Origin of the sequence: Asaia spathodeae NBRC 105894, from assembly GCF_025994195.1 — a bacterium.
Taxonomy (GTDB): Bacteria; Pseudomonadota; Alphaproteobacteria; order Acetobacterales; family Acetobacteraceae; genus Asaia; species Asaia siamensis.
The window spans coordinates 232,017-256,156 of the sequence record NZ_BAPY01000001.1 but is presented as its reverse complement, the minus strand read 5'-3'; the positions used below and the strand labels follow the sequence as shown (position 1 = coordinate 256,156).

Sequence of the window (24,140 nt, the reverse complement as noted above, 5' to 3'; positions counted from 1 at the left end):
GAGAAAATAAATGTCAGAGTCTGAAAACAACGTCGCCCTGCTTGAGCTGACCGCTCAGATTGTTTCATCTCACGTTGCAAATAATCCCATGGCTGGCGAAGAGCTCCCGGGGATGATCAAGCAAGTATACAACGCGCTGCAGGGTGCCGGTCAGGCCGATCCCGAGCCGGAGCGTCCGCAGCCTGCTGTACCGATCAAGCGTTCGGTTTTCCCGGATTACATCGTCTGTCTTGAAGATGGTAAGAAGCTGAAGATGCTCAAGCGTCACCTGCAGAGCGCCTATGGCATGACGCCTGAGCAGTATCGTGAGCGTTGGGGCCTGCCGAGCGACTACCCGCTGGTTGCTCCGAACTATGCCGAGCGTCGTTCGCATCTGGCTCGTGAAATCGGTCTGGGCCGCAAGATCAATGCTGGTGGCGATGCCGCTGCCCGTGCTTCGGCAGCTGAAGGCACCGAGGGTGAAGAGCGTCCGGCTCGTCGTGGACGCGCCAAAAAGGCCTGATTTCACTTTTACCCAGTAGACTCGACCTCAAAGGCAACTCATCCTGTGATGAGTTGCCTTTTTTATTGCCGCACGAGGAAACGGGTCATGACGAACGAGACGATACCGGGTGATGACGCCAGTAACGTGAACCAATACCAGCGTCGTCGTCTCGTGCTCTGGAGAGGGGTGGCGCTTGCTGCGCTCGTTGTAGCGGGTGCGGCACTCTTCCTGCCCGCGCGCCCCCATCCGCCTGCCAATACGATTGCGCGTTTCGAGATCAAGGGCGTCATTTCCGATCGGGTTCGTCCTCAGGTCGAGGCGATCGAACGCGCTGAGCGTGATCCGCATATCCGAGGCCTGCTGCTTGTGATCGATAGTCCCGGCGGCGGCGTTACAGGGGGCGTCGCCCTGCATGATGCTGTGGCGTCCTTTGCGGCGCACAAGCCTGTTGCGGTTTCCATGCAGGGCACGGCTGCCTCTGCGGGCTATATGATTGCGGTTTCGGCCCAGCGCATTTTTGCCTACCCCTCCACGATTACCGGATCGATCGGTGTGATCATGATCAGGCCCGATGCCTCGGGTCTGCTTGGTCGAATCGGATTGACGACCGACACAATCGTTTCAGGGGCCATGAAGGATCAGTCGCAGCCCTTCGTGCCGCTCAAGCCGGAAGGGCGGGTCATGCTGCAGGGAATTGTCGACGATCTTTTCGACCAGTTTGTGACCATGGTCTCCAAGGGGCGCCATCGGTCGGTAGAAGACATTCGCGCTCTGGCCGACGGGCGTCCCTATACGGGTCGTCAGGCAGTGCCCCTGCATCTGATCGATCAACTCGGTGATGAAGGCCAGGCGCTGGTGTGGCTGCGCGGCCAGATACATGACGGCAAAGACCTCCCCTTGAGAACAATCGAGGCCAAAAAGCCTGCTCATTCGTTTTTCGGTCGCCTGCAGCGTGAACTGGGGGGTGACTGGTTTGGCATCGGCCAGGCCGTCGAGGCCCTGACCGCCTATCAGAAGCTTGACGGTGCGGTAGCGATTTTGCCACGGTAGCCATGATCACAGTCCCCGGATTGCCCTCAGGGGCCATCCAATCGATTTCGAGAGCGCATAGTTTTCTTCATGACGAAATCAGAACTCATTGCTGAACTCTCAGCGGTGCATCCTCACCTGAATGCTCGCGACATCGAACTGATCGTCCAGACGATCCTGTCGGAGATTTCGTCTGCGCTCTCTCGCGGCGACAGGGTCGAGATACGTGGCTTTGGCGCTTTTGTCGTGAAGAAGCGTGAGGCGCGCCAGGGACGTAATCCACGCACCGGGTCGAGTGTGGCTGTCGGCGAGAAGACAATCCCGTTCTTCAAGGCAGGCAAGGAGCTGCGTGAACGGGTCAATCGCCTCCACACCCGGAAAACCTGATTTCCAAAGGGCGGCTGACTGCTTCTTCAAGCCTTGATGCCGCGCCTGGCAGAGAGGCGCGTGACGTAAGGCGCCGTTAAAGCTTTGCGCTCTGGATTTCGCTCAGCAGGAAATCGCGCAGAACGGTGATGCGCTTCGACATCTTGAGTTCTTCAGGATAGACGAAAAACGCTTCCACAGTCGGTATCGGCTCGTGGGGCAGGATACGCACCAGTTCGGGATGCGCCTGAGCCAGATAGGTAGGCAGCGAGCCGATGCCGGCGCCATTGGCGATTGCGCTGGCGATTGCCGGGAAGCTGTTGATCTCGAGCTTGTTGCGCACCGATCCGTGGCTCTGACGACGCACAAGATCAAGCAGCCAGAAGGCGTCGGGCAGAGGCGGCGATAGCCCGGCAAAACCAACCAGATGATGCTGGGAGAGTTCGGCAATGCTCGTCGGCATGCCATGCTGATCGATATAGGCCTGACTGGAATAGATCGGCATCAGGAAATTCGCGAGATGACGCTGGATCAGATCGGCCTGACGGGGCGGATGCATGCGTATGGCCACATCCGCCTCTCTCATGCCCAGATCGAGATCCGTGTCCTCCATGATGAGGCTGACTTCGATATCGGGATGAAGCGCCAGAAAACGCTGAAGCCTCGGCGCGAGCCAGCCCAGCCCAAAGCCTGAGGTGGTCGTGATCTTGAGCTCGCCCTTTGCCTTGACCTTGCTCTCGCTCAGATAGGCCTGGGTCAGGGAGAGTTTCGAGAACACTTCCCTGACCGTGTGGTTCAGCGTTTCGCCCTGCTCGGTCAGGATGAGCCCGCGCGCATGCCGATGAAACAGCGGCACGTTGAGAGTTTCTTCCAGAGCAGAGATCTGGCGTGACACGGCAGACTGGCTGAGATTGAGCCTGTCTCCGGCATGAGTGAAAGACCCAGCTTCAGCGACAGCATGGAAGATACGCAGTTTGTCCCAGTCCATGCCGGCTTTCCTAGAGCTCGTCTCCGACCGCGGGACAGAAAAAGGCCTGACAGGCTCGGTCGCCTGTCAGTGTCCCATGCGGTCATGAAATGTTGATTTCATTGACTTGGCAGCATTCTTTGACGCTGCCAAGTCATTTTATGCAGCAGATCTTACGCAAGAATAACGATCTGGCTCTTACGACAATCCAGCAAGAAGATGCTCGGCTTCAAGTGCGGCCATGCACCCGGTACCGGCCGCAGTAATGGCCTGGCGGAATTTCTTGTCCTGCACGTCACCTGCCGCGAATACGCCGGGAACCGAGGTTCTGGTGCTGCCTGGTGTGGTCACGATATAGCCTTCGGAGTCGCAATCGAGTGTCTCGCGGAACGGCCCGGTATTGGGGCTGTGTCCGATGGCAACGAAAACCCCGTCTACGGCCAGACTCTGTTCGCTGCTGTCCTGCGTATTGCGCAGTCTGACGCCGCAAACGACCTCCGGCTTGCCTTCGCCCAGAATTTCCTCGACTTCATGGTTCCAGAGCACCGTGATCTTGGGATTGGCAAAAAGACGGTCCTGCAGAATGCGCTCGGCGCGCAGCGTGTCGCGGCGATGGATCAGCGTCACATGATCGGCGTGATGGGTAAGATACAGCGCTTCCTCGACTGCCGTATTGCCGCCCCCGATCACGGCCACCTTCTTGCCGCGATAGAAGAAGCCGTCACAGGTGGCGCAGGCCGAAACGCCGCCGCTCTGTAGGCGTGCCTCAGAGGGAAGGCCGAGCCACTTGGCCTGGGCGCCGGTCGCAATCACGACAGTGCGGGCCAGATAGACAGCGCCTGAATCGGCGATGAGCGTGAAATAACCGTCTTCGGTCTTCTGGTCGAAATGCGCCTCTGTGATCAGGTCATAATGGATCTGCGTGCCTACATGCTCGGCCTGCAGACGCATCTGCTCGACCAGCCACGGCCCCTGAACCGGCTCGGCAAAGCCGGGGTAGTTTTCGACTTCGGTGGTGATGGTCAACTGACCACCGGGCTGAAGCCCTGCCACGAGAATCGGTTTGAGATTGGCGCGTGCGGCATAGATGGCTGCGGTATAGCCCGCCGGCCCGGCGCCGATAACGAGCAGGTCGGTCTTGAAGCTCTGGCTCACAGATGGGGTCCTCGGTCTGGGGCCGGCGAACGCTGCGCCGAGCCAATGTGAAGAGACATGTATCAAGAGACATGGCTCTTGGGTCATGATGCAGATATAGGTGATGCGGCGCGCCTGCCAACCGACTAGTTTTGACCGACCCTCACGGTGACGATGACTGACAACGACTCAGAAGACCCCCATTTCCATCCCGGTTCGTCGCGGGGTGATACGCCTGCGGGGGGAATCGCTCCGGGGCCTTCCGCCTCCGGGATTGTCGATCTCGACCCGATCGATCGTCAGATCGTGGCGGAGCTCCAGCGTGATGGTCGCATGACCAATGTGGAACTGGCGCGTCGTACCGGCATCTCGGCGCCACCTTGCCTGCGACGCGTAAGGCGGCTGGAAGAGGTGGGTGTCATCGAGGGCTATCATGCCGATGTCGATGCATCGAAGCTGGGCTGGTCTCTCACCTTTTTTGCGCTGATCGGGCTCGAGAGCCAGAAAGGCAGCGTGCTCGAAGCTTTCGAGGCCGAGATTGCCGGCTGGGCTGAGGTGCGGGAATGCCACATGATACGTGGCGGTGGCGATTTTCTTGTGCGGCTCGTGGCCCGTGATGCGGCCCATCAGAACTATCTGACCAAGAGACTGACAGATCTCGATCATGTGGTGCGTGTGCAGACTCTGCAGACAATCCGCACCAGCCTCAGCAGAGCTGGTGTGCCGGTATGATCGAGCCGCTTCCTGCGGATCTGACACTCGTCATTCCCTGTTATAATGAGGCCCCCAATGTTGTGCCGCTTATCGAGGGCGTGAAACGCGCTCTTGAAGGCATGAAATGGGAAATCGTTTTTGTTGACGATAATTCTCCCGACGGCACGGCACGTGCGGTGGAGCAGGCCGCGCAGGCAGATCCGCGCGTACGGCTCATCCGCCGGGTCGGGCGTCGTGGTCTCTCTTCTGCTGTGATCGAGGGGGCGTTGTCGTCCACCGCGCCGGTCATTGCCGTCATGGATGGCGACCTTCAGCATGATGAGGGCATCTTGCGTGACCTCGTGACGCCGCTGCTCGAAAATCGCGCCGATATCGCGGTTGCGAGCCGCCATGTAGAAGGGGGCGATAGCAGCGGTCTGGCCAATCGCTGGCGGCATATGCTGTCGCAGGCGGGCATCAGGTTGGCGCAAAGCATCTTGCCGATGACGCTGACCGACCCGATGAGCGGTTTTTTTGCGATGAGGCGGCCGCTCTTCGAGCAGGCTGTGCCGAAGCTCACCGGGACCGGGTTCAAGATCCTGCTGGAAATCGTGCTTTCCGTGCCCGATACAGCGCGGCTGATCGAGGTGCCGTTCGTTTTTCGTCCGCGCGTCGCCGGTGAGAGCAAGCTCAGCCCTCTGGTCATGGTGCAGTTTCTGGGTATGCTGATCGAGCGTGCTTTTGGCGGCTGGCTGCCCACAAGGTTCATCATTTTTGCAACAGTCGGGCTGATCGGGATTGCGGTCAATCTGCTGGTATCTGAGCTGTCGCGTTTTGGCGGCGCCGATTTCCAGCTCAGCCAGGTGATCGGCACGGCTTGCGCCATATTGATCAATTTTCAGCTTAATAACCGGATCACCTATCTCGATCGCCCGCTGAGGGGGAAACGCTGGCTGCCCGGTCTGTGCATTTTTGTCATCGGCGCCACGATCGGTGCTGTCGGCAATATCGGCGTGGCGCAGCTTCTTTATGATACACACTGGCACTGGAGCGGCGCGAGCGCGGCCGGTGCCGTAATCGGCGTGGTCTGGAATTATGCGATTGCCTCAACCCTCGTCTGGCGCTGACGGGTTCAGCGTTTTCGGTCTCGACAACAAGCGCGCCGTCACGTTCTTCTGGGTTCTGCTGGTTGCTCTGACATTACTGCGTCTTGCTCTGGCAGCCCGATTGGGCGTCACGCCCGACGAAGCCTATTACTGGCTTTGGTCGCAGCATCTGCAATCCGGCTATCTCGATCATCCACCGATGGTGGCGCTCTGGATCAGGCTGGGCACGATGCTTTTCGGCAATGGGCCGCTTGGCATCCGGTTCCTGGGGCCGGTTTCGGCTCTGATCGGGTCATTGGCACTCTACCGGGCCGGTCGCGACCTTCTTGGCTCGCCGGCCGCTGGATATCGCGCTGCCTTGCTGCTTAATGCGACGCTCATGCTCGGCCTGGGGGCAGCCACAGCCACGCCTGACACGCCTCTCGTGCTTTTTCTTGCCCTTGTGCTCTGGTCGCTTGGGCGCCTGATCCGGACCGGTCAGCCCATCTGGTGGCTTGCCATTGGCGTATTTGTGGGTCTCGCCTTCGACAGTAAATACACAGCCGTGCTTCCCGGTCTGGGGTGCGGTCTCTGGGCATTGGCAACGCCTTCCATACGTCGCCACTGGGGCTGGATTCTGGGCGGGGTCCTGTCGGGATTGCTGACAATTGCTCCGGTTCTGCTCTGGAATGCGGCGCATCACTGGGCGAGTTTTGCCAAGCAGGGCGGCCGGGCAGGGGACTGGCATCCCTTGCGCGCCCTGAATTTTCTGGCTGAGCTGGCCGGAGGGCAGATCGGTCTTGCCACGCCGATCATCTTCATCCTGTTCTGCCTCGGGCTGGTCTGGTGTCTGAGACGCGCAGGCGAAGATAGTGTCGCACGTTTGCTGGCCTGCCTGTGCGTGGTGCCGGTGGCTGTGTTCGTGCAGCATGCCTTTGGCGGACGCGTGCAGGCCAACTGGCCGGTCGTGCTCTATCCTGCGGCCTCCCTTGCTGCTGCGGCAACGGGGCGACGCATTGGTGTCGCTTGCGCTTTGGGGCTGATCCTGACCGGGCTTGTCACCATACAGGGCATCTTTTCTCCGCTCAGGCTCTCTGCGCATCATGATGTCATTGCGCGCCAGACGGCGGACTGGTCCGGTCTGACGCATCGTCTGCGCGAAGCACTCCCTGCCGACGTGTCGCTTGTGGCTGGTGACTACGCATTGGCGACCATCATCGCCTATCATGATCCGGCTCATGCCCTGTTCAGCTATGACAAGCGCTGGTCGTATCTTGGTCGCGCGCTTCAGCACCCTGAGCGCGCCATGCTCGTTCTGCGCGATACCGAGCAACCCGACCTTCCGGCGTCCTGGCTGGGGGCGCAGGACCAGCGTCGCTTCTGCCGCATGCTGCGTAATGCGCCCATGGTCTGCTACAAGCTGATTCCACTGACACTTCCTGCCAATGTGCAGATGTACAGACTGCCCTGACGCGAACGGAAACAGGTGCAGAACGCCTGTTTCCCTCATCTGATGGCTGCTCTAGGCTCTGCGGGATTTCCACGAGGAGAGAGTCATGAGGCGCATTCTGTTGGCGATGACATCGCTTGTCTGCACATCCCTGATCGGATCGGTGCCGCTTCAGGCCAAGGCCGACCCGGCTGCAGTGCCATCGCGCACCGTGCTGGAACAGGTCGAGGGAAAAGAGGCTCTGGACTGGGTACGCGCCCAGAACAGCCGCAGCGCTTCCGTTCTGCAGTCTGATCCGCGTTATCAGCGTTTTTACGATGCGGTGCTCAAGGTCGAGCAGGCGCCTGGGCGTCTGCCTCTGCCTGATCTGCAGGGCGGGCAGATCTGGAATTTCTGGCAGGACGCCGCCCACCCCAAGGGAGTGTGGCGTGTTGCCAGCGAGGCCTCCTACGCGCAGCCTTCACCTGTCTGGAAAACGGCAATCGATCTCGATGCCCTCTCGAGGCAGGAGAAAAAGGACTGGGTTTTCCAGGGGGGCGATTGCCTCGAGCCTGAGGTCAGGCGTTGCCTGATCGCCTTGTCCCTCTCGGGCGAAGACGCGGCGGTCTATCGTGAATTCGATACGACGACCAACAGCTTTGTTGCAGACGGGTTTGATCTGCCTCGCTCGAAACAGCGTGTGACCTGGCTTGATCATGATACGCTTCTCGTCTCGCGTGACTGGGGCGCAGGAAGCATGACGCGCTCGGGTTATCCCTTCAGCGTGCGCCTTGTGAAGCGAGGCCAGCCCCTGGAAGCCGCGAAGGAAATCTATCGTGGTGATGAGGGTGACATGATTGTCGAACCTCAGGTGATGCATGACCAGACCGGTCGCCAGATCGCCATCATCCAGCGCAATCTCGATTTCTTCAGAAGCGAATACAGTGTCTATGATCCTGCGACGGGCAGCCTGACCCAGATCGCCCTGCCGCAGAAAATCGGCTATCTCGGCTTTTACGATGGCAAGCTGATCCTGCGTCTCGATCAGGACTGGGTCTCTGGCGCGCATTTCGCGCGGGGCAGCATCGTGGCAGTCGATCCTGCCGCCCCCGGCAAGGCGCCTGTTCTTGTCTTTGCCCCCGACAAAAGCGAGACGACAGCCGATATCGGCGTTACCTCCAAGGGGGTGATCGCTGTGGTTTACAGGGATGTGCAACCCTCGGTCAGGCTCTATAGCCCGACGGGAAAAAGCGGCAGCTGGCAGGAGAAATATTTCATCCTCCCGCGCATGAGTTCGGCGACGCTGCAATCCTCGTCGCCCTCGGTCAGTCATGCCTATCTGCGCGTCGAGGGCTATATCATTCCGCCAGAGCTCTGGAGCTTCGACTCTGCCGATGGCTCTTCCAGAAGGATCAAGAAGACTCCCGCCCTGTTTGACGCCAAGGGGCTGAAAACCGAGCAGTACTGGGTAAAATCGAGCGATGGGGTCGAGATCCCGTATTTCGTGGTCCATCGTCGCGATTGGAAGATGGATGACCACAACCCGGTGCTGTTCACAGCCTATGGCGGGTTCGATCTCTCTTACCTGCCGACCTATTACGCCGATATCGGCAAGACCTGGCTTGAGCATGGTGGCGTTTACGTTGTCGGCAATATCCGTGGCGGTGGGGAGTTTGGCCCTGCCTGGCACGAGGCGGGTATGAAGTCAGGGCGTCAGCACGCCTATGATGATTTCGCTGCAATCGGGCGCGATCTCGCCACCCGTCATATCGCAGACAAAGACCATCTGGGCATTCGTGGCCGCTCCAATGGCGGTCTGCTGATGGGGGTGGAATTCACCCAGCATCCCGAATTGTGGAAAGCCGTGATTATCGGTGTTCCGCTGCTCGACATGGAGAATTTCGAGACGATGGCCGCAGGGGCCTCCTGGGCGGCGGAATACGGGCATATGGCCGATCCGGCCGAAAGTCCCTTCCTGAAGCGTATCTCGCCCTTGCAACAGCTGAAGAAAGACGTCGCCTATCCGGAGCCCTTCATCTTTACCTCGACCAAGGATGATCGCGTCGGACCGGTTCATGCGCGGCTCTTTGCGGCGCGTCTCGCCGAGCTGGGCAAGCCCTTCTTCTATTACGAAGACACCGAGGGCGGCCATGCCGGGACGGTTAATGCACGGGAGATTGCCCATGAGCGCGCGCTTGAGGCGGTCTATCTCTTCCGGAGCCTGATCGATCAGGATGCGGCATCCAGACACTGAAGCAGGGATTGGCCTAAAACAGGGAACGGGGCAGGGAGCTGCAGGCTCACTGCCCCGTTTCGTCTATACAGCCTCCAGACGTTTGTAACCGGGAAATAAAGGGAATCACCCAGGCACAAAAAAACCGCCGTGAAAACGGCGGTTGATCTGTTTGCCGTGGAGGCAGGCTGATTAGAAGCCTTCACGCTCCAGGCGCTTGCGCTCCATCTTGCGGGCGCGGCGAACCGCTTCTGCCGCTTCACGAGCGCGACGCTCGGAGGGCTTCTCGAAGTGGCGACGCAGCTTCATCTCGCGGAAAACGCCTTCGCGCTGCATCTTCTTCTTTAGCGCCTTGAGCGCCTGATCAACATTGTTGTCACGAACCAGAACCTGCACGGGTCTGCCATCTCCTGTCCGACCATGGGATCATGGTCTTGTTTGTAAATGCGATGCCAGGAACGCGATACCGATGGCAGAGCGTTCCAAAGAGGCCGCCGCCTTAGCACAGGTTTTGAAGAGGACACAAACGGTTTGAGCAGTATCGTCCGAAAATTATTCATGTCACGATGCAGTTCTGGACCGAAACTTTTTCAGTCGGTGAAGGACAAGGTGATTAAATGGCGTTGCTGAAAATCGCGCGAATGGGGCACCCGGTATTGCTCCAGACAGCGCAACCGGTTGAAGACGTTCATTCTTTATCCGTAAGGCAACTTGTTTCCGACATGATCGAAACGATGCTTGATTCCCGCGGGGCCGGGCTCGCCGCGCCGCAGGTTCACAAATCCTTGCGTCTTTTTGTTTATCACGTTCCCGAGCAGCGCTGTGCCGAGGGTGAGATGCCGATTCCGCCTCGCGTGCTCATCAACCCCGAAATCACGCCGGTCGGCGATGCCATCATGCAGTGCACCGAGGGGTGCCTTTCTCTGCCGCTGCTGCGAGGGGTGGTGCCACGCCACGCCGTCGTGGCCTATAAGGGGCTCGATCTCGACGGCTCGGTGATCAGCGGCGAGGCGCGCGGCTTTCACGCTAATGTGCTGCAGCATGAGTTCGATCATCTCAATGGTATTCTCTACACCATGCGCATCAGGGATTTCGCCAGTTTCGGCTATGCCGATGAGCTGACAGCCCCACGCGACAGCGAGGACTGAGCCATGTCCGGCTTGCGAGGCACACGTGATGCGCCGGGGCAGGCGCATCTCTATCTGCGTGAAGAGCAGATACGCCTGACCTATGAGGCGATGCTGCTGGCCTGGCGCGAACTGAGCGCGACATGCGATCCTTTCCAGCGTGATCACCAGCTTGGTTCGGCACATCACAGGGTGATGTTCCTGGTCTCCACCCATCAGGGGCTGACCATGAGCGCCTTGTTACGGCGTTTGAACATTACCAAACAGAGCCTGAACCGCGTGCTTCAGGACCTTGTGGCGCGCGGGCTGCTGGAGCAGCGGCCGGATGAGCGCGACAAACGCGTGAAGCGCCTGCATCTCACCCCACAGGGCAGCGCGATCGAAGAGGAAATCTTTGCGGCCCTGCGTGATCGTATGACACTTGCCTACAGGGCGTCAGGGGGGCAGGCGGTGGAGGGTTTCCGCCGTGTTCTGGCGACCCTGCAGGGTGAGGGAGGCATGACATGAACGAATCGCATGTTCTCGTCGTCGATGACGACGCGCGGCTGCTACGGCTGTTGCAGCGTTTTCTGTCTGAAAACGGTTTCCGCATCACCACGGCAATGGATGCTGAGGCGGCGCGCAAGATACTGGCCGTCACCCAGCCAGACGCGATGGTGGCCGATATCACGATGCCCGGCGAAGACGGGCTCAGCCTGACACGGTCGCTGCGAGAGAAAGGGCAGGTGTTTCCGATCATTCTCCTTACGGCCCGGGGCGAACCCGCAGACCGGATCATCGGGCTGGAATCGGGTGCCGATGATTATCTGGGCAAGCCCTTCGAACCCAGAGAGCTTCTGCTGCGTCTGCAGGCTCATCTGCGTCGCCATGTGCCACGGCCCAGCAGCGCGCCGCGTTTGCTGCGTCTGGGCAAGCTGGAATTCGATACGGGGCGGAATCTTCTGAGTGGGCCGGAGGGTATCGTGCATCTCACCAGCGGTGAAGCTGCCCTTCTGGGGGTTCTGACACGAACGCCGGGTGAGATCATGTCGCGAGAGGTCATTGCCGAGGCGCTGGGCATGGACGAGATCGGCGAGCGTGCGGTCGATGTGCAGGTGACGCGTTTGCGTCGGCGTATCGAGCCCGATCAGAAAGAGCCTCGCTTTCTCCAGACTGTCAGGGGCAAGGGCTACGTGCTGAAGCCCGGTAGCTGAGAGGGATATCATGCGGGTTGCCCGTCTAATGGAGCGTGTGATCAGACGGCTGCTGCCGCGTTCCTTTCAGGGGCGCTCGCTTCTGATCGTGCTGATGCCGCTCCTGATCACGCAGATTGTGGCCCTGCAGCTCTTTTACGGCAATTATCTGAATGTCGTGTCGCGCCGGCTGGCCGATGGCGTGGTGTCGGATCTCTCCTTTATTGTGGATTCGGTCGAGCACATGCCTGCCCAGCGCGACTGGCTGGTCACGCAGGCGCGCTGGCGTACCCAGCTCGAAATCGATTTCCATCCCGGCGAGACGCTTACGACCAAAAATGCGCCTTTTGTGCTTGGGCCAATGGATGAGGATCTGACCAACGCCGTCAGGCGGGTCTTTGACGCGCCCTGCTATATCGACTGGAAAGCGACGAAACAGGGCGTCAGGCTTGAAATCCCACTGCGTGATGGCGTGCTCGACGTGATTGTGCCACGCAAGCGCCTGGATGTCGGGCCGATCTGGCTGTTCGTCGCCTGGGAGGTCGGAAGTGCCATCCTCCTCTTCATCGTCGCGGGTCTTTTCGTGGGGAAGCAGGTGCGTGCCGTCCGTCGTCTGGCCAAAGCGGCCGAAAATTTCGGCCTCGGGCGCGATGACGGTCCGATCCGCCCCCAGGGCGCGCTGGAGGTGCGCAAGGCTGCCCTGGCCTTCAATCGCATGCAGGCGCGGGTCAATCGCTTTGTCGCCCAACGTACGGCGGTGCTGGCCGGTGTGTCGCATGATCTGCGCACACCCCTGACAAGACTGCGCCTGACGCTGGCCATGATGCCGGTCGAGGGCAGTGTCGAGGCTCAGGAACTGCGTCCCGATATCGACGACATGGTGGCCGATATTGCCGAGATGGAGCGGTTGATCGGCAGCTATCTCTCCTTCGCGCGCGGAGAGGGGGAGGAAGAGCCTGTGCCCACCGACCTGGCGACCCTGATACGCGACGTGGCCGCCGATACCGTGAGGGCGGGTGGTGAAGTGCTGGCTATTCACGCCGAGCAGAATCTGGTTGTGCCAGTGAGGCCTGACGCCATACGTCGTGTGCTGATCAATCTGGCTGAAAATGCGCGTCGTCATGGTGGGCGCATGAGCTTTTCGCTGCGTCAGGCGGGCAGGATGATCGAGATCACCCTTGATGACGACGGGCCGGGAATTGCCCAGTCGCGGCGCAAGGATGTTTTCAGAGCGTTCAACAGCACGTCCGGACCGGAAGGGGGGAGTGGGCTGGGGCTGACAATAGCCCGTGACATCATGGCGGCGCATGGCGGCAGCGTGGTGCTGCGTAACAGCCCGTTGGGCGGCCTTCGCGTGGTGCTCAAGCTGCCTCGATGATTGCAGGCATCAGGCTCGGGCTGATGTCATCAGAGCCGGCAAAAAAAGACCCGGCGGGGAGAGGCTCCCAGCCGGGTCGACAGGAGAGGGGGTATAGCTCTCCGCCAGAAGATCAGGGGATCGAGTTGCCAGTACCGCCATGGCCTGTGCCAACGCCTGCGCCCAGCGGGCCCTGCGTGCCGCCGAAGGTGCTGCCCATGTTGCTCATGGGGTTATAGCGTCCGACATTGCCCAGCAGCTGCTGAAGCACATTGACCTTGGTTCCGGGTGTCGGGGTTGTTTCACCGACCATGCCCACATCGTAGCCGTTCTTGCGATGCAGCGTATCCATGCGGCGCAGAACACCGCCATTATCGAAAGCCAGCACCAGGACATTCTGTTTGGTCACACGAGGAAAGCCGAGAGGCTGCGGCACCGTCACCATGGAGACATAGATCCAGGTGTTGTCGTCGAAAGTCGCATGTGCCGTCGGCGAGCCGAGAATATCGGTCACGTCGTTGCGCGTGCTGGTGCCCGGAACGAGCTGCGCATAGTCGTCCTTTTCAATCAGCGACCCGCGATTTTGCGGAATCGGACTGAAAACGGAACAACCCGCCAGAGCAAGGGGAGCGATGCAGAGCAGGGCGCGCGCAAAACCCGCATGCGATTTCTGCCGCGGGGAGGTCTTCTGGGAGGCGCTCTTCATGGCGGGTTATGATGTCCTGCACTGATCGAGAAAAAGTCGAGAGATCGTTTCACCACGACCGAAACAGCGTTTCGATGCCATGGCAAGATGATCGAACTCTTCTATATTGCGGAGAGCGACGGTAAGGCAATTCGGAAAAGAAAGCCCGTCTGCGGGTTTTTCATCGTCAGTATCAGGAATTCAGTCATGAGCGACAGTCAGGGGACCTCCCATTCCCACTCCCCCCAGCCGGAATTCTCACGCCGTCTGCTGCTCAACCGTATCGGTCACGACGGGCTGACAGAGACGATCAAGGCCAGCGACGCCGAGTGCCGGGCTCTGGCGAAGCGTCTGGAAATCCCGGCCGTTCACGCGCTCACCTGCCGCTTCAATGTCATTTCCGAGCCCTCCGATCATTTTGTGCTCGAAGGCGTACTGACAGCGCATGTGGCCCTTGAATGTGTCATCACGGGCGAGGTTTTCGAAGACGCGCTGAACGAATCCTTCGCCGTGCGTCTTGTGCCGAGCCGACGTTTTTCCGAAGAGACGGCGTCCGATCTCGAGGCGATTGACGAGATTCCCTATGAGGGGAATGCGCTTGATCTGGGTGAGATTGCTGCAGAGCAACTCGCCCTGATGCTGCCTGCCTATCCACGCAAGCCGGGCGCTGCCCTCGAAAATGCGGTTGACGAAGCCCCCCGTGAGACGGCAGAGGAGGCCGAAGATGAAGCAGGTGGCCGACCAAACCCGTTCGGTGCCCTGGCCGGTCTGTCTCTCCCCAAAAAAAAGACGGATCTGAGCTAGAAATGCACAGGATGCTTGCGACCCGGCTGCGGGTCTGCTAGAGCCGCCCGCCTGATCATAGTGAACAGCATCGTTTCCTGCTGCGGTCGAATGGCGACCAAAAGCGGGGGCGATCTAAGAAGAAAGAGGCTCCTGCCATGGCCGTCCCCAAAAGAAAGACCACGCCGTCCCGCATGGGCATGCGTCGCAGCCACCACGCCCTGACCGTTCAGGCTCATGCTGAATGCAGCAATTGCGGTGAGCTGAAGCGCCCGCACCATGTCTGCGCGCATTGCGGTCATTACGACGGTCGTGAAGTCGTTGCTTCCGGCAAGACGCTCAAGACGACCGTTCGCGTTTGAGGCTCGATGGAGCCGGCCTCTTTCGGGCTGGCTCCTCTTGTTCGAAATGAGACGCGGGGCGGAGCATGACTGACCTGAATGCGACGGCCAGCCAGGCTGCGCCTTATTGTTTGGCTATCGATGCGATGGGCGGGGATCATGCCCCTGAAATCGTTCTGGCCGGTTTGGATCGCGCAGCCGATCGACATCCCTCGGCAAAAATTCTGCTGGTTGGTGACGAGGCCGTTCTGCGTCCGCAGCTTGCGCGCTTCCCCAAGGCGCAGCGCATCTGCGAGATCCGCCACGCTCCATCATCCATCTCCATGGAAATGAAGCCGACTGCAGCGCTGCGTCTGCGTGACTCGTCGCTGCGTATGGCCATCGACGCCGTTGCGTCAGGTGAGGCTGGCGGTGTCGTGTCTGCCGGTAACAGCGGCGCCATGCTCGCCCTTGCCAAGATCGTTCTCAAAACCCTGCCCGGCATCACGCGCCCGGCCATGGCTGCGGTCAATCCGTCGGCCCGTGGCGATGTGGTCATGCTCGATCTTGGGGCGAATATCGCCTGTGACACCCGTAATCTCGTCGAGTTTGCCGTCATGGGCGAGGCCTTTGCCAAGGCGGTTCTGGGTCTTCCTGCTCCGAGCATCGGCCTTCTGAATGTCGGTGCTGAAGAACTCAAGGGCGATGAGCGTCTGCGCGCCGCGGCAGAAATTCTGCGCGAATCGCCTCTCTCATCCCAGTTCCATGGTTTTGTTGAAGGTCACGACATTACGGCGGGCACAACCGACGTCGTGGTGACTGACGGTTTTTCGGGCAATATCGCCCTCAAGACCGGTGAAGGCGCGCTCAAGCTCGTTTCGATGCTGCTCCAGCGCGTGTTCAAGACCAATCTTCTGACCCGTATCGGCTATCTTCTCGTGCGTCCCGGACTGGAACGCATGAAGGAATGGATCGACCCGCGCCGCTATAATGGCGCTGTGTTCGTCGGGTTGAACGGTATCGTGGTCAAGTCGCATGGTGGCGCCGATGCCGAAGGCTTTGCCGCGGCGATTGATGTCGCCATGGATGCGGTGACCCATTCGATCAACGAGAAAATTCGCGAGCGTCTTCGCCAGGTTGAGGCTCTGATGGCTTCTTCCGATACTGAAGGCGAGCTCGCTTCGTCCGTCACGGCAGCCTGACAGGCGTGGTGAGGGAGTGGCTGGCTGTGGCCTTGGCCCTGCTGGCACCAGTTCAAGAGGAAGAGATATGTCCCTGCGCGCGCGTCTGACCGGATTTGGCAGCTATCTGCCGAAGCGTGTCGTCACGAATGCCGAGCTCGCCGAGCGTATCGACACTTCCGATGAGTGGATCAGAACCCGCACCGGCATTGCGCAACGGCATATTGCAGGTGAGGGCGAGACGGCGGTCAGCATGGCGAGTGCTGCAGCACAGGCCGCTCTGGCCTATGCCGGTGTGTCAGCCGAATCGGTCGATGCAGTGATTGTCGCAACCGCGACGCCCGACCAGGGCTTTCCGGCCACGGCTGTGCGGGTTCAGGCCGCTCTCGGCATGAACAGGGGCTTTGCTTTCGATGTGACTGCGGCCTGTTCGGGTTTCGTTTTTGCGCTGTCGACGGCTGAAGCCTTCATTCGCAGCAACCGGGCAAAAAAAGTGCTGGTGATCGGCACCGAGATCTATTCACGCATCGTGAACTGGGAAGACCGTACGACCTGTGTGCTGTTCGGTGATGGCGCCGGTGCTGTGCTTGTCGAGGCCAGTGACGATACGGACGCGGGTATCCTCTCAACCCATCTGCATAGTGACGGCGCTCATGGCGATCTGCTTTATGTCGATGGCCCGACCACTGAGAAGCCCGTTCTGCACATGCAGGGGCGGGATGTGTTCCGTCATGCAGTGGCCAAGCTTTCTGCGGTCGTGGATGAGGCCCTCACGGCAAATGGTCTGGCTGCTGAAGATATCGCCTGGCTGGTGCCGCATCAGGCCAACCTTCGCATCATCGAAGGCATGGCGAAAAAGCTTGATTTGCCGCTGGACCGTGTTGTGGTGACAGTCGATCGTCACGCAAATACCTCGGCGGCGTCCATTCCGCTGGCGCTTGATGAAGCCGTGCGTGATGGCCGTATCAAGAAGGGTGATCTGGTGCTGCTCGAGGCGCTGGGTGGTGGTCTGACCTGGGGCTCGGCTCTCGTTCGTCTGTAAGCGGCTCCGGAGGAAAAACCTCCGCAGAAGCGCCCCGCGTCACTGATTTGATTGACCTTCATTACTGTCATGATACGGTGGCTTCATGACCACCGTGACCCGCGCGCAAATTGCAGAGCATATTTACAGCCAGGTTGGACTGTCCCGGCACGAATCCGCCGATCTGCTCGAGACGGTTCTCGAGCTGATTGCCGCGCGGCTCGAGAAGGGCGAGACAGTCAAGTTGAGTGGCTTCGGCACGTTTTCCGTTCGCCAGAAGGGCCGCAGGGTGGGCCGCAACCCTAAAACCGGCATTGAAGTGCCGATTTTGCCGCGTTCTGTGCTGGTCTTCCGACCGAGCCAAATTCTCAGAGCTGAAGTTAACGGCGAATCGACCGAAGGCCTCGCCAGCGAAAGCGATGATTCATGACCACGACCCACGCCTCTCCTGAACTCTCCAGAGTGACGGAGGAACGGGCGGATCTGGAGCGTCTGGTCAAAGGCCCCAATGCCTATCGTACCATCAGTGAAGTCGCCGACGAATTGCATGTGCCTCAGCATGTGCTGCGCTTCTGGGAGACCCGTTTCCCTGAGGTGAAGCCGCTCAAGCGCGGGGGCGGGCGCCGTTATTACAGCCCCGAAGATGTCGACCTGCTGCGTCACATCACTGATCTGCTCTATGTGCAGGGCTACACGATCAAGGGCGTTCAGCGCGTCCTGAAAGAGGCGCTGCCCGGTAGCGGCGTCACGCCTCTCCCGACCTTACCCGAACGCGAGACCATTCATCCGGTTCTGGCCGGGAATGGTGCCGAGATCCATGAGGCCGAGCCGGTGGTGGAGGCATTCCCGGCGGGTCAGAACGATGTCTCACCAGCTGCCGATACACGCTCTTCTCTCGAGATACCCGAATTCAACGTCTCGGCCGAGCAGGACGAGGTCGTCCTGTCTTCCGGTGGCGGTGACATTGAGCCTGTGACCGATCCGGGTGAAGAGACGGTAGCGCCAGCGGTCACCGAGCCGTCAGACGAAACGCCTGCCGAGCCGCACGAGGTGGCGTCTGGTGAGGAAGCCCCGATGGCAAGCAGCGAGTCGGTCATCGCGGCAGTGCTGTATGATGAACTGCTCGATCTGCGCATCCGGCAGGACCGGTGGAAGCAGGAGAAGAGAGCGCTTCGTCTCGCGCTGGAAGATGTGCTTGGCGAGCTCGATAATCTGCGACAGCTGGTGCCGGAGCAGAATTGAGAGCGATTGAAAAAACCTTCGCGGAGGCGCTTGCGGGATCGGCTCTCCACTGCTAAATGGCCTCTACCGCAGGACTGACGGGCAGTAGCGCAGCCTGGTAGCGCATCAGTCTGGGGGACTGGGGGTCGTGGGTTCGAATCCCGCCTGCCCGATATCTTCGTCCTGCGGTAATTCTCTCTTACAAGATCGAGAAGCAACGATCCCGCTTCGGCATTCAGCCGTGGCGGGTTTTTTGTATAGTTTTTTCCTGCTTCAAAAGTAGCCTGGCCTTTTTCGGATATCCCGGCAGATATGAAAAAGCCCCCGGGAAGGGGGCTCGATAAGCATAGCTCCCTGCAATGGGAGCACGTATCCGGTGCCAGCGTCTTTTTCAGCCGCCTTCTTCAAGCAGTTCCTGCTCTGAATCGGCGCTCCAGATGCGCCAGAGCAGATGCACTGCCGCCATGATTGCCGGGCCGAGAAACAGGCCAAGAAGCCCCCATGTCTCGACGCCCGCCAGAATGCCCAGAAGCACCCAGAGGAAGGGCATTTGCGTACTGCCGCCGATGAGGGCAGGGCGGATGAAGTGATCGGCGACGAAAATGACAATGGCGCCCAGAACGACCACGACAATGGCTGAGATCATCTTGCCCTGGATCAGGATCAGCAGAGCCGCAAGAACGACCGTAGGAAGGCCCAGAAAAGGGATCATGGCCGCAACACCGGTCAGCATGGCAAAGAGCAGCGGTTGGGGCGTATCGGTCAGCACATAGGCCACGCCCATAACGAGGCCTTCGCCGAGACCGACCAGAACAAGCCCTGCCACCGTGCCGTGAACCGAGGAAATCATCTGGCGAGCCAGCTTCTCGCCACGCTTGCCGAAGGTGCGGTTGGAAACCACCAGCACACGATGGATGATGTCGGCGCCATCGCGCAGCAGGAAGAAGAGGGTGAGGATGGAGAAAAGGAACAGCGTGGCGCGCTTGGCAACCTGGGTTGTGACCTGACGCGTCACAGCCATGCCATGGCCAGCGTCGAAGGAGTGAAACAGCCGGTTGAGATGTTCCGGGTTGACCAGATTATTCTGCCACCAGCGGGCCACCTGGGCGCGTTCAAACGGAAGGTCGTTCAGCCAGTCGGGCATGGGGATGCCGGTGTGGCGCACTTCGTCGATCCAATGCAGCGCGCTCTGGGCTTCTTCTGCGGCCTTGAAGCCCACGAGGCTCAGCGGGATGAGAAAGATGAGGGCGATGCCGGCGGTGAAAAGCATGGGCAGCCACTCTGTGCGACCGAATTTCTTTTCGGTGCGCTGGTAAAGCGGCCAGGATGCAATGGCGAAAACGCAGCCCCAAAGCAGGGCAGGCAGGAAATTCTTGAGCGTGAACAGGGCGAGCGCGATGAAGAAAAAGCCAAGCAACCCCCGCGATCGCCGCTGGGCACGTCCGACCGGCGAACCGGGCAGCGTACTCTCATCCGGGAATTCGTCTTCCACGTCCCGTTCCTGGCCCTTTCCGGATATCTTGCCTGGGCCCTTGGGAGGGGTGGGGGTCTGGTCCGTCATCATGTTCCTCGGGCACTGTGTCACGCGCCAGAAGCTCGTGGGGCGTCGACATGGCCGCTATTGCTGGTGAACCCCGATCTTCTCAGGGCGGTTTGACTCATTTCTTACACGTTACGGCGATGCGACACTATCGCAACGTCCGGGCTGCAAAGTCCATAGATCAGAAAGAGGCGCAGCCCTGCTGCGTGAACGCGGCGACCGAAACTTGGTTGAACTGTTTCTTGTAGGCGTCGCGAATGGCATCGAGTTTTGAGTCAAGCGCGCGCGATTCCTGGGCAGCGATCCAGACCAGTCGTGACTTCTCCCGAATGACAGGCGCCGCCGTGCCGTTCTGCCATTGGCCCTGCGCCTCGATAACCGAAAAACCGGCGGGGAAACGCGGGGTGACGACCCGGGCAAGGAAATCGGCCCACTGCTCTGCAGAGACAGTTCCCCCACCCGGTATAGAGAGGCCGAAGGCAAGCGTAATGAACGTGGCCGGATGCCCCCTGGTGCCGGTGCAGAAATCTGACGCCGCGATCATTGCCCCCGAGGGGGGTGGAGCCTCGGCACAGCCTGACATTCCGGCAAGCAACGTACCGCCAAGCGCGAGCAAGGCGAAAGCGCGCAATGCGGGCGCGCCCGCAGCTCTGGATGATCTCATGCCCCGTCGAGCGCCTGACGCAGGCGCGCGCTGTCTTCAGCCGAGAAAAGGCCACGACGCAGGAACAGATCGATCAGCACAAGATTGACGTTGAATTTGACGTCGTTCGTGTCGCGCACAATCCCGAATACTTTTTCGATCGGCATGAGCTCGAAGAAAGCGACCTCGCCATCGACCGGCTGAGGCTCGAAATCCGGAGGAAGAATCAGATCGTAGCAGAACAGGGTGTCCTGACGCAGGCCCTCCGGCCGTGCCATGGCATAGCGCAGTGTGGCAACCGGCTGGGCCTGTGCCGCGAGGTCAGGAGGAATGGCGGCTTCCTCGCCAGCTTCCTTGATGAGGGCCTGCAGTGGTGAAAGCCCGGTGCAGATGCCCCCGGCAGCCAGATGGTCGAGCTTGCCCGGGTCGAGTCTCTTGTTGTCGGCCCGATGGCCCATCCACAGGAAGACCCCTTCAGGCCTTTCGACCAGCCCGTTGAGATGCACACCTGCTGCCGTGCAGCCCAGGAGTGGCAGGGCGCCGCGATCGATCCGGCCTATGACGGCGCCGCTTTTGTCGAAAACATCGAATAATTCGTTGTGGGGGCGATAGAGTCGCTGTGCAGCCAGAGCCTCACCAAGCGATTGCAGCGCGGCTCCGTCCGGCAGACGGAACACGGGGCCATCAGCATAGCCAAGCGCCGTCAGTGCCTCGAAAAGAAGCGGGTCAGCGAGACCGAAAGAGGCATCGCCTGCCAGAACTTCACGGCGAGGGCCGGGCAGGATGGCGGTCTGGCAGTTCCGTATATGGGCGAGAAACGGGGCGAGGCTGTCGTCATGCATGAAAAGCGTTACTCTCCTGTCAGGGACACGACGATATCGCGTATCGCGTCGCGATTGCAAAACGCCCTCTGGCGCCTCAGGTTGAGGTCATGATCTTCCCCCGCACTCTGCCTTTTGCCGTAACCAGTCTTGCGCGCGCCTGGCGACTGGTTCTGTCTCATGACATCCGTTATTTCCGGCTCGGCATCGGGGCAACGCTTTTGCTCCTGCTTGCAGAGCGTCTTTGTCTTCTTGGGACACCTTACCTTTTCAGTCGGCTTGTCGCGCATTTCTCATCGCCCGACCTCAGAATCGTCGTGCCGATTGCGCTCATTCTCTCCTATGCGGGGCTGATCTTCTTTCGCAGCGCATTCTCCGCCTTGCAGGAGCTGGTTTATCAGCCTGTCGGCCAGAGGCTCCAGGCGCTGACGGCGCAGGAGGCTTTTCGCCACCTGCTTGATCTGCCCTACCGTTTCCATCGCGACCGCCAGACAGGATCGCTGACCCGTGCCATCGAGCGTGGATCAGAGGCAGCCGATACGTTGCTGCGTCTTGCTCTTTTCAATATCCTGCCAGCGATTCTCGATACGGGGCTGACAATTGCGGTCGTCTTCTCCTTTCTCGGTGGGCGCTATGCCTGCGTCATTGTGATTGCGCTGCTTTCTTATATCGCTCTGGCGCAATGGTTCGTCCGACAGCGGGTCCGGGCACGCCGGCAACGTAATGATGCCAATGGCAAGGCCCAGCATTTCCTGCTCGATTCCCTGCTGAATTTTGAGGCGGTCCGGCATTTCGCCAACGAACAGCATGAATTCTCACGTTACGAAACGGCTCGTCTCGCGCAGGAAAAGGCCAGTCTGCGCATGACATTCGTGGCGGGACTGTCTTCCGTCAGTCAGAACGCCATGATCGCTGTGGCAACGCTCATCATCTTCTTTATGGCTGCGCACGATCTGGCCGCCGGAAAGCTCGACGTCGCCGCATTCGTCATGATCGGCACCTATCTTCGCACGCTCTATCAGGCGATTATTTCGCTCAATATCGTCTATGCTGGCTGGCGCAACGCCTGTGTCGATTTGGAAAATCTGACCGAACTGATGGATGAGCCACCGCGCGCGGGTCATCTCGAGCCACAGGAGCCAACAGGGGTGCCGGAGATCTCAATGCCAGCCGCGCTCGATTTCGACAGGGTGAGCTTCGACTATGACGGGCGTGAGATCCTTCATGATCTCTCTTTCAGCGCGGCTCCCGGTGAGACGATCGCGCTTGTCGGTCCGACCGGGGCGGGTAAATCAACCATCGCCAGACTGATTCTTGGCGCCTACGCTCCAGCCTCGGGACGTATTCTGCTGGATGGAAGAGACCTTTCCACTATCTCACCTTCAGAGCTGCACAGGCTGATCGGTGTCGTGCCGCAGGATACGCAGCTCTTCAACGACACGATTGGCTATAACATCGCTTACGGTCGTCTCGACGCGACGCAGGACGAGATCGAAGAGGCGGCGCGTCTCGCCCAGATCGACGGTTTCATCGAGGGGCTGGAGAAGGGCTACGACACGCTGGTGGGAGAGCGCGGATTGAAGCTCTCCGGGGGGGAGCGCCAGCGTATCGCCCTGGCGCGCATCATCCTGCGCAAGCCTCGCCTTCTGCTGCTCGATGAAGCAACGAGTGCGCTTGATACCGGGACGGAGCAACGTCTGATGGAGGCCTTGCGTCAGGTCACCGCCCGCCAGACCACGATAGCCATAGCGCATCGTCTGTCTACCATCCGTCATGCCGATCTGATTCTGGTGATTGAGGTAGGGCGTATCGTTGAGCAGGGAAGACATGACACCCTCATGGCCGCGAGGGGCAGGTATTTCGCAATGGTGACCAATCAATCCGACCCGGTATCTGGTTTTCCTGATGAGGGCGTCCTACGTGTTGGGTCATGACATTCCGTCACGACAGGAGAGAGACCATGACGAAACAGGCTGAAGAAATCGCTCGCGATTTTCATCCCGACCAGGCCGTCGAAGCGGAAATTCGTGAACAGGCCGCGCATGAGCTCTCGAACGAACCCGATGCCGTCGAAATCCCGGAAGAGCTGCTCAAATGCGGCGTGGTGATCGACAAGGCAATCAGCTATCTGGTCGAACAGAATCTGCCATCTGAACTCATAGCCTCTGCACTGCTGGGTGGCTCGCTGGGTGTGCTGGCACGGACCACCGATGCCGAGACCATGGTGCGCATGCTCCAGACGGCCATAGACAGCGTGAGATCGGGTGAACTGATCTGCGCGGATGCGTTTTCCGACGGCGAATGACAGTTTGCGACGCTTTCGGCTTGACGGGAGCGGGGGGCTCCGTCATAAGCCGCGCCTTAACGCATCGTCGTATGCCGGGACTGGTCTCGGCGAACATATTACTACCGAGGATCAAGTCCATGTCACGCCGCTGCCAAATCACGGGCAAGGGTGTGCTGACGGGCAACAACGTCAGCCACGCCAACAACAAGACCCGTCGTCGCTTCCTGCCGAACCTGCAGGAAATCACCCTGCTCTCCGACATTCTCGGCACGGGCGTTCGTCTGCGTCTGTCCACCCAGGGCATCCGCACGGTTGAGCACAACGGTGGTCTGGACTCGTTCCTGATCAGCACGCCGAACCGTAAGCTCCCGGTCGAAGCTCAGGTCATCAAGCGCCGCATCCTGCGCGCTCAGGAAAGCAAGGCCGTTCAGACCGCCTGAGTCTGATGGCGCCTGCCTCCGGCTTATGGCCGCAAAAGGCAGGCAACAACAAAATTGGCCTTGAAAACGTGATCGGGTTGTTTCATTCAGCCACTCGATCACAAGGCCCGACTTGGTCGATC

27 protein-coding genes and 1 tRNA gene are annotated in these 24,140 nt (G+C 59.9%); 21 read left to right on the top strand and 7 right to left on the bottom strand.

Translation table 11 applies throughout. The features are described 5' to 3' along the window. The first annotated feature begins 10 nt into the window (after positions 1-10). The 3 genes from AA105894_RS01165 to AA105894_RS01155 all read left to right on the top strand — a co-directional run bounded on the left by AA105894_RS01165 (position 11) and on the right by AA105894_RS01155 (position 1,900). Positions 11-502, top strand: a complete 492-nt coding sequence (locus AA105894_RS01165; protein ID WP_188427002.1) for a MucR family transcriptional regulator — start codon at positions 11-13, stop codon at positions 500-502. 87 nt (positions 503-589) lie between these two features. After that, positions 590-1,534, top strand: coding sequence for a signal peptide peptidase SppA (gene sppA, locus AA105894_RS01160; protein WP_267310120.1), 945 nt, complete (start codon positions 590-592; stop codon positions 1,532-1,534). Between the two features lie 69 nt (positions 1,535-1,603). Then, positions 1,604-1,900: an integration host factor subunit beta gene (locus AA105894_RS01155; RefSeq protein ID WP_188426998.1), complete on the top strand. Its 297-nt coding sequence runs from the start codon at positions 1,604-1,606 to the stop codon at positions 1,898-1,900. A gap of 76 nt (positions 1,901-1,976) precedes the next feature. On the opposite strand, the gene AA105894_RS01150 is transcribed toward AA105894_RS01155, so the two are convergent. Continuing rightward, the gene (locus AA105894_RS01150) at positions 1,977-2,867 is read right to left on the bottom strand and encodes a LysR family transcriptional regulator (protein WP_188426996.1); all 891 of its coding nucleotides are present in this window, start codon (positions 2,865-2,867) and stop codon (positions 1,977-1,979) included. 177 nt (positions 2,868-3,044) lie between these two features. Then, positions 3,045-4,001 (bottom strand): thioredoxin-disulfide reductase, encoded by a 957-nt coding sequence (trxB, locus tag AA105894_RS01145; protein WP_267310119.1) that lies wholly within the window; start codon positions 3,999-4,001, stop codon positions 3,045-3,047. Positions 4,002-4,154: 153 nt separating this feature from the next. On the opposite strand from trxB, the gene AA105894_RS01140 reads away from it, so the two are divergent. The 4 genes from AA105894_RS01140 (at position 4,155) to AA105894_RS01125 (ending at position 9,441) form a co-directional block, all read left to right on the top strand. Further along, a complete protein-coding gene (locus tag AA105894_RS01140; RefSeq protein WP_188426991.1) occupies positions 4,155-4,712 on the top strand; it encodes an Lrp/AsnC family transcriptional regulator in 558 nt (185 codons plus the stop codon). Beyond that, entirely contained in the window at positions 4,709-5,800 is a 1,092-nt protein-coding gene (locus AA105894_RS01135) for a glycosyltransferase family 2 protein (RefSeq protein WP_267310118.1), read from the top strand. The genes AA105894_RS01140 and AA105894_RS01135 overlap by 4 nt, the downstream gene beginning before the upstream one ends. Further along, on the top strand, positions 5,769-7,229 hold the full coding sequence (locus AA105894_RS01130) for an ArnT family glycosyltransferase (protein ID WP_267310117.1): 1,461 nt from the start codon (positions 5,769-5,771) through the stop codon (positions 7,227-7,229). Before AA105894_RS01135 ends, AA105894_RS01130 begins: the two co-directional genes overlap by 32 nt. Before the next feature lie 85 nt (positions 7,230-7,314). After that, a complete protein-coding gene (locus tag AA105894_RS01125; protein ID WP_267310116.1) occupies positions 7,315-9,441 on the top strand; it encodes a prolyl oligopeptidase family serine peptidase in 2,127 nt (708 codons plus the stop codon). A gap of 171 nt (positions 9,442-9,612) precedes the next feature. On the opposite strand, the gene rpsU is transcribed toward AA105894_RS01125, so the two are convergent. Then, complete coding sequence (rpsU, locus tag AA105894_RS01120) at positions 9,613-9,816, bottom strand: 30S ribosomal protein S21 (RefSeq protein ID WP_007283570.1); 204 nt, start codon at positions 9,814-9,816, stop codon at positions 9,613-9,615. Between the two features lie 221 nt (positions 9,817-10,037). Here rpsU and def point away from each other — a divergent pair, with 221 nt between their 5' ends. The 4 genes from def to AA105894_RS01100 are packed head-to-tail and all read left to right on the top strand — an operon-like array spanning position 10,038 to position 13,097. After that, the gene (gene def / locus AA105894_RS01115; protein WP_267310115.1) at positions 10,038-10,568 is read left to right on the top strand and encodes a peptide deformylase; all 531 of its coding nucleotides are present in this window, start codon (positions 10,038-10,040) and stop codon (positions 10,566-10,568) included. 3 nt (positions 10,569-10,571) lie between these two features. Next, positions 10,572-11,054, top strand: coding sequence for a MarR family winged helix-turn-helix transcriptional regulator (locus AA105894_RS01110; RefSeq protein ID WP_267310114.1), 483 nt, complete (start codon positions 10,572-10,574; stop codon positions 11,052-11,054). After that, entirely contained in the window at positions 11,051-11,740 is a 690-nt protein-coding gene (locus AA105894_RS01105) for a response regulator (protein WP_188426981.1), read from the top strand. The genes AA105894_RS01110 and AA105894_RS01105 overlap by 4 nt, the downstream gene beginning before the upstream one ends. A gap of 10 nt (positions 11,741-11,750) precedes the next feature. Next, positions 11,751-13,097, top strand: coding sequence for an ATP-binding protein (locus AA105894_RS01100; RefSeq protein ID WP_267310113.1), 1,347 nt, complete (start codon positions 11,751-11,753; stop codon positions 13,095-13,097). 112 nt (positions 13,098-13,209) lie between these two features. On the opposite strand, the gene AA105894_RS01095 is transcribed toward AA105894_RS01100, so the two are convergent. Further along, positions 13,210-13,782, bottom strand: a complete 573-nt coding sequence (locus AA105894_RS01095) for an outer membrane protein assembly factor BamE (RefSeq protein WP_188426977.1) — start codon at positions 13,780-13,782, stop codon at positions 13,210-13,212. A gap of 186 nt (positions 13,783-13,968) precedes the next feature. On the opposite strand from AA105894_RS01095, the gene AA105894_RS01090 reads away from it, so the two are divergent. The 7 genes from AA105894_RS01090 to AA105894_RS01060 all read left to right on the top strand — a co-directional run bounded on the left by AA105894_RS01090 (position 13,969) and on the right by AA105894_RS01060 (position 18,460). Then, a complete protein-coding gene (locus AA105894_RS01090) occupies positions 13,969-14,565 on the top strand; it encodes a DUF177 domain-containing protein (protein WP_267310112.1) in 597 nt (198 codons plus the stop codon). Between the two features lie 137 nt (positions 14,566-14,702). Continuing rightward, positions 14,703-14,906 (top strand): 50S ribosomal protein L32, encoded by a 204-nt coding sequence (rpmF, locus tag AA105894_RS01085; RefSeq protein ID WP_023977526.1) that lies wholly within the window; start codon positions 14,703-14,705, stop codon positions 14,904-14,906. Positions 14,907-14,971: 65 nt separating this feature from the next. Continuing rightward, positions 14,972-16,066, top strand: coding sequence for a phosphate acyltransferase PlsX (gene plsX / locus AA105894_RS01080; protein WP_267310111.1), 1,095 nt, complete (start codon positions 14,972-14,974; stop codon positions 16,064-16,066). A 67-nt stretch (positions 16,067-16,133) separates the two neighbouring features. Then, positions 16,134-17,087, top strand: a complete 954-nt coding sequence (locus AA105894_RS01075; RefSeq protein ID WP_267310110.1) for a beta-ketoacyl-ACP synthase III — start codon at positions 16,134-16,136, stop codon at positions 17,085-17,087. Positions 17,088-17,172: 85 nt separating this feature from the next. Beyond that, complete coding sequence (locus AA105894_RS01070) at positions 17,173-17,496, top strand: integration host factor subunit alpha (protein WP_025840826.1); 324 nt, start codon at positions 17,173-17,175, stop codon at positions 17,494-17,496. Then, positions 17,493-18,308, top strand: coding sequence for a MerR family transcriptional regulator (locus tag AA105894_RS01065; RefSeq protein ID WP_267310109.1), 816 nt, complete (start codon positions 17,493-17,495; stop codon positions 18,306-18,308). The genes AA105894_RS01070 and AA105894_RS01065 overlap by 4 nt, the downstream gene beginning before the upstream one ends. Positions 18,309-18,386: 78 nt before the next feature. Continuing rightward, a tRNA-Pro gene (locus AA105894_RS01060) sits at positions 18,387-18,460 on the top strand. Positions 18,461-18,678: 218 nt separating this feature from the next. Here the strand turns inward: AA105894_RS01060 and AA105894_RS01055 are convergent. The 3 genes from AA105894_RS01055 to AA105894_RS01045 all read right to left on the bottom strand — a co-directional run bounded on the left by AA105894_RS01055 (position 18,679) and on the right by AA105894_RS01045 (position 21,312). Continuing rightward, on the bottom strand, positions 18,679-19,779 hold the full coding sequence (locus AA105894_RS01055; protein ID WP_229719848.1) for an AI-2E family transporter: 1,101 nt from the start codon (positions 19,777-19,779) through the stop codon (positions 18,679-18,681). A gap of 229 nt (positions 19,780-20,008) precedes the next feature. Next, positions 20,009-20,491 (bottom strand): DUF3574 domain-containing protein, encoded by a 483-nt coding sequence (locus tag AA105894_RS01050; RefSeq protein WP_267310108.1) that lies wholly within the window; start codon positions 20,489-20,491, stop codon positions 20,009-20,011. Beyond that, positions 20,488-21,312: an NUDIX hydrolase gene (locus tag AA105894_RS01045; RefSeq protein ID WP_267310107.1), complete on the bottom strand. Its 825-nt coding sequence runs from the start codon at positions 21,310-21,312 to the stop codon at positions 20,488-20,490. The genes AA105894_RS01050 and AA105894_RS01045 overlap by 4 nt, the downstream gene beginning before the upstream one ends. Positions 21,313-21,401: 89 nt before the next feature. Here AA105894_RS01045 and AA105894_RS01040 point away from each other — a divergent pair, with 89 nt between their 5' ends. From AA105894_RS01040 to rpmB, 3 genes are all read left to right on the top strand, one after another. Then, positions 21,402-23,225, top strand: a complete 1,824-nt coding sequence (locus AA105894_RS01040) for an ABCB family ABC transporter ATP-binding protein/permease (protein ID WP_267310106.1) — start codon at positions 21,402-21,404, stop codon at positions 23,223-23,225. A gap of 26 nt (positions 23,226-23,251) precedes the next feature. Next, entirely contained in the window at positions 23,252-23,596 is a 345-nt protein-coding gene (locus tag AA105894_RS01035) for a hypothetical protein (RefSeq protein WP_229719847.1), read from the top strand. A 119-nt stretch (positions 23,597-23,715) separates the two neighbouring features. Next, positions 23,716-24,018, top strand: a complete 303-nt coding sequence (gene rpmB, locus AA105894_RS01030) for a 50S ribosomal protein L28 (RefSeq protein WP_188426962.1) — start codon at positions 23,716-23,718, stop codon at positions 24,016-24,018. Positions 24,019-24,140 lie beyond the last annotated feature (122 nt).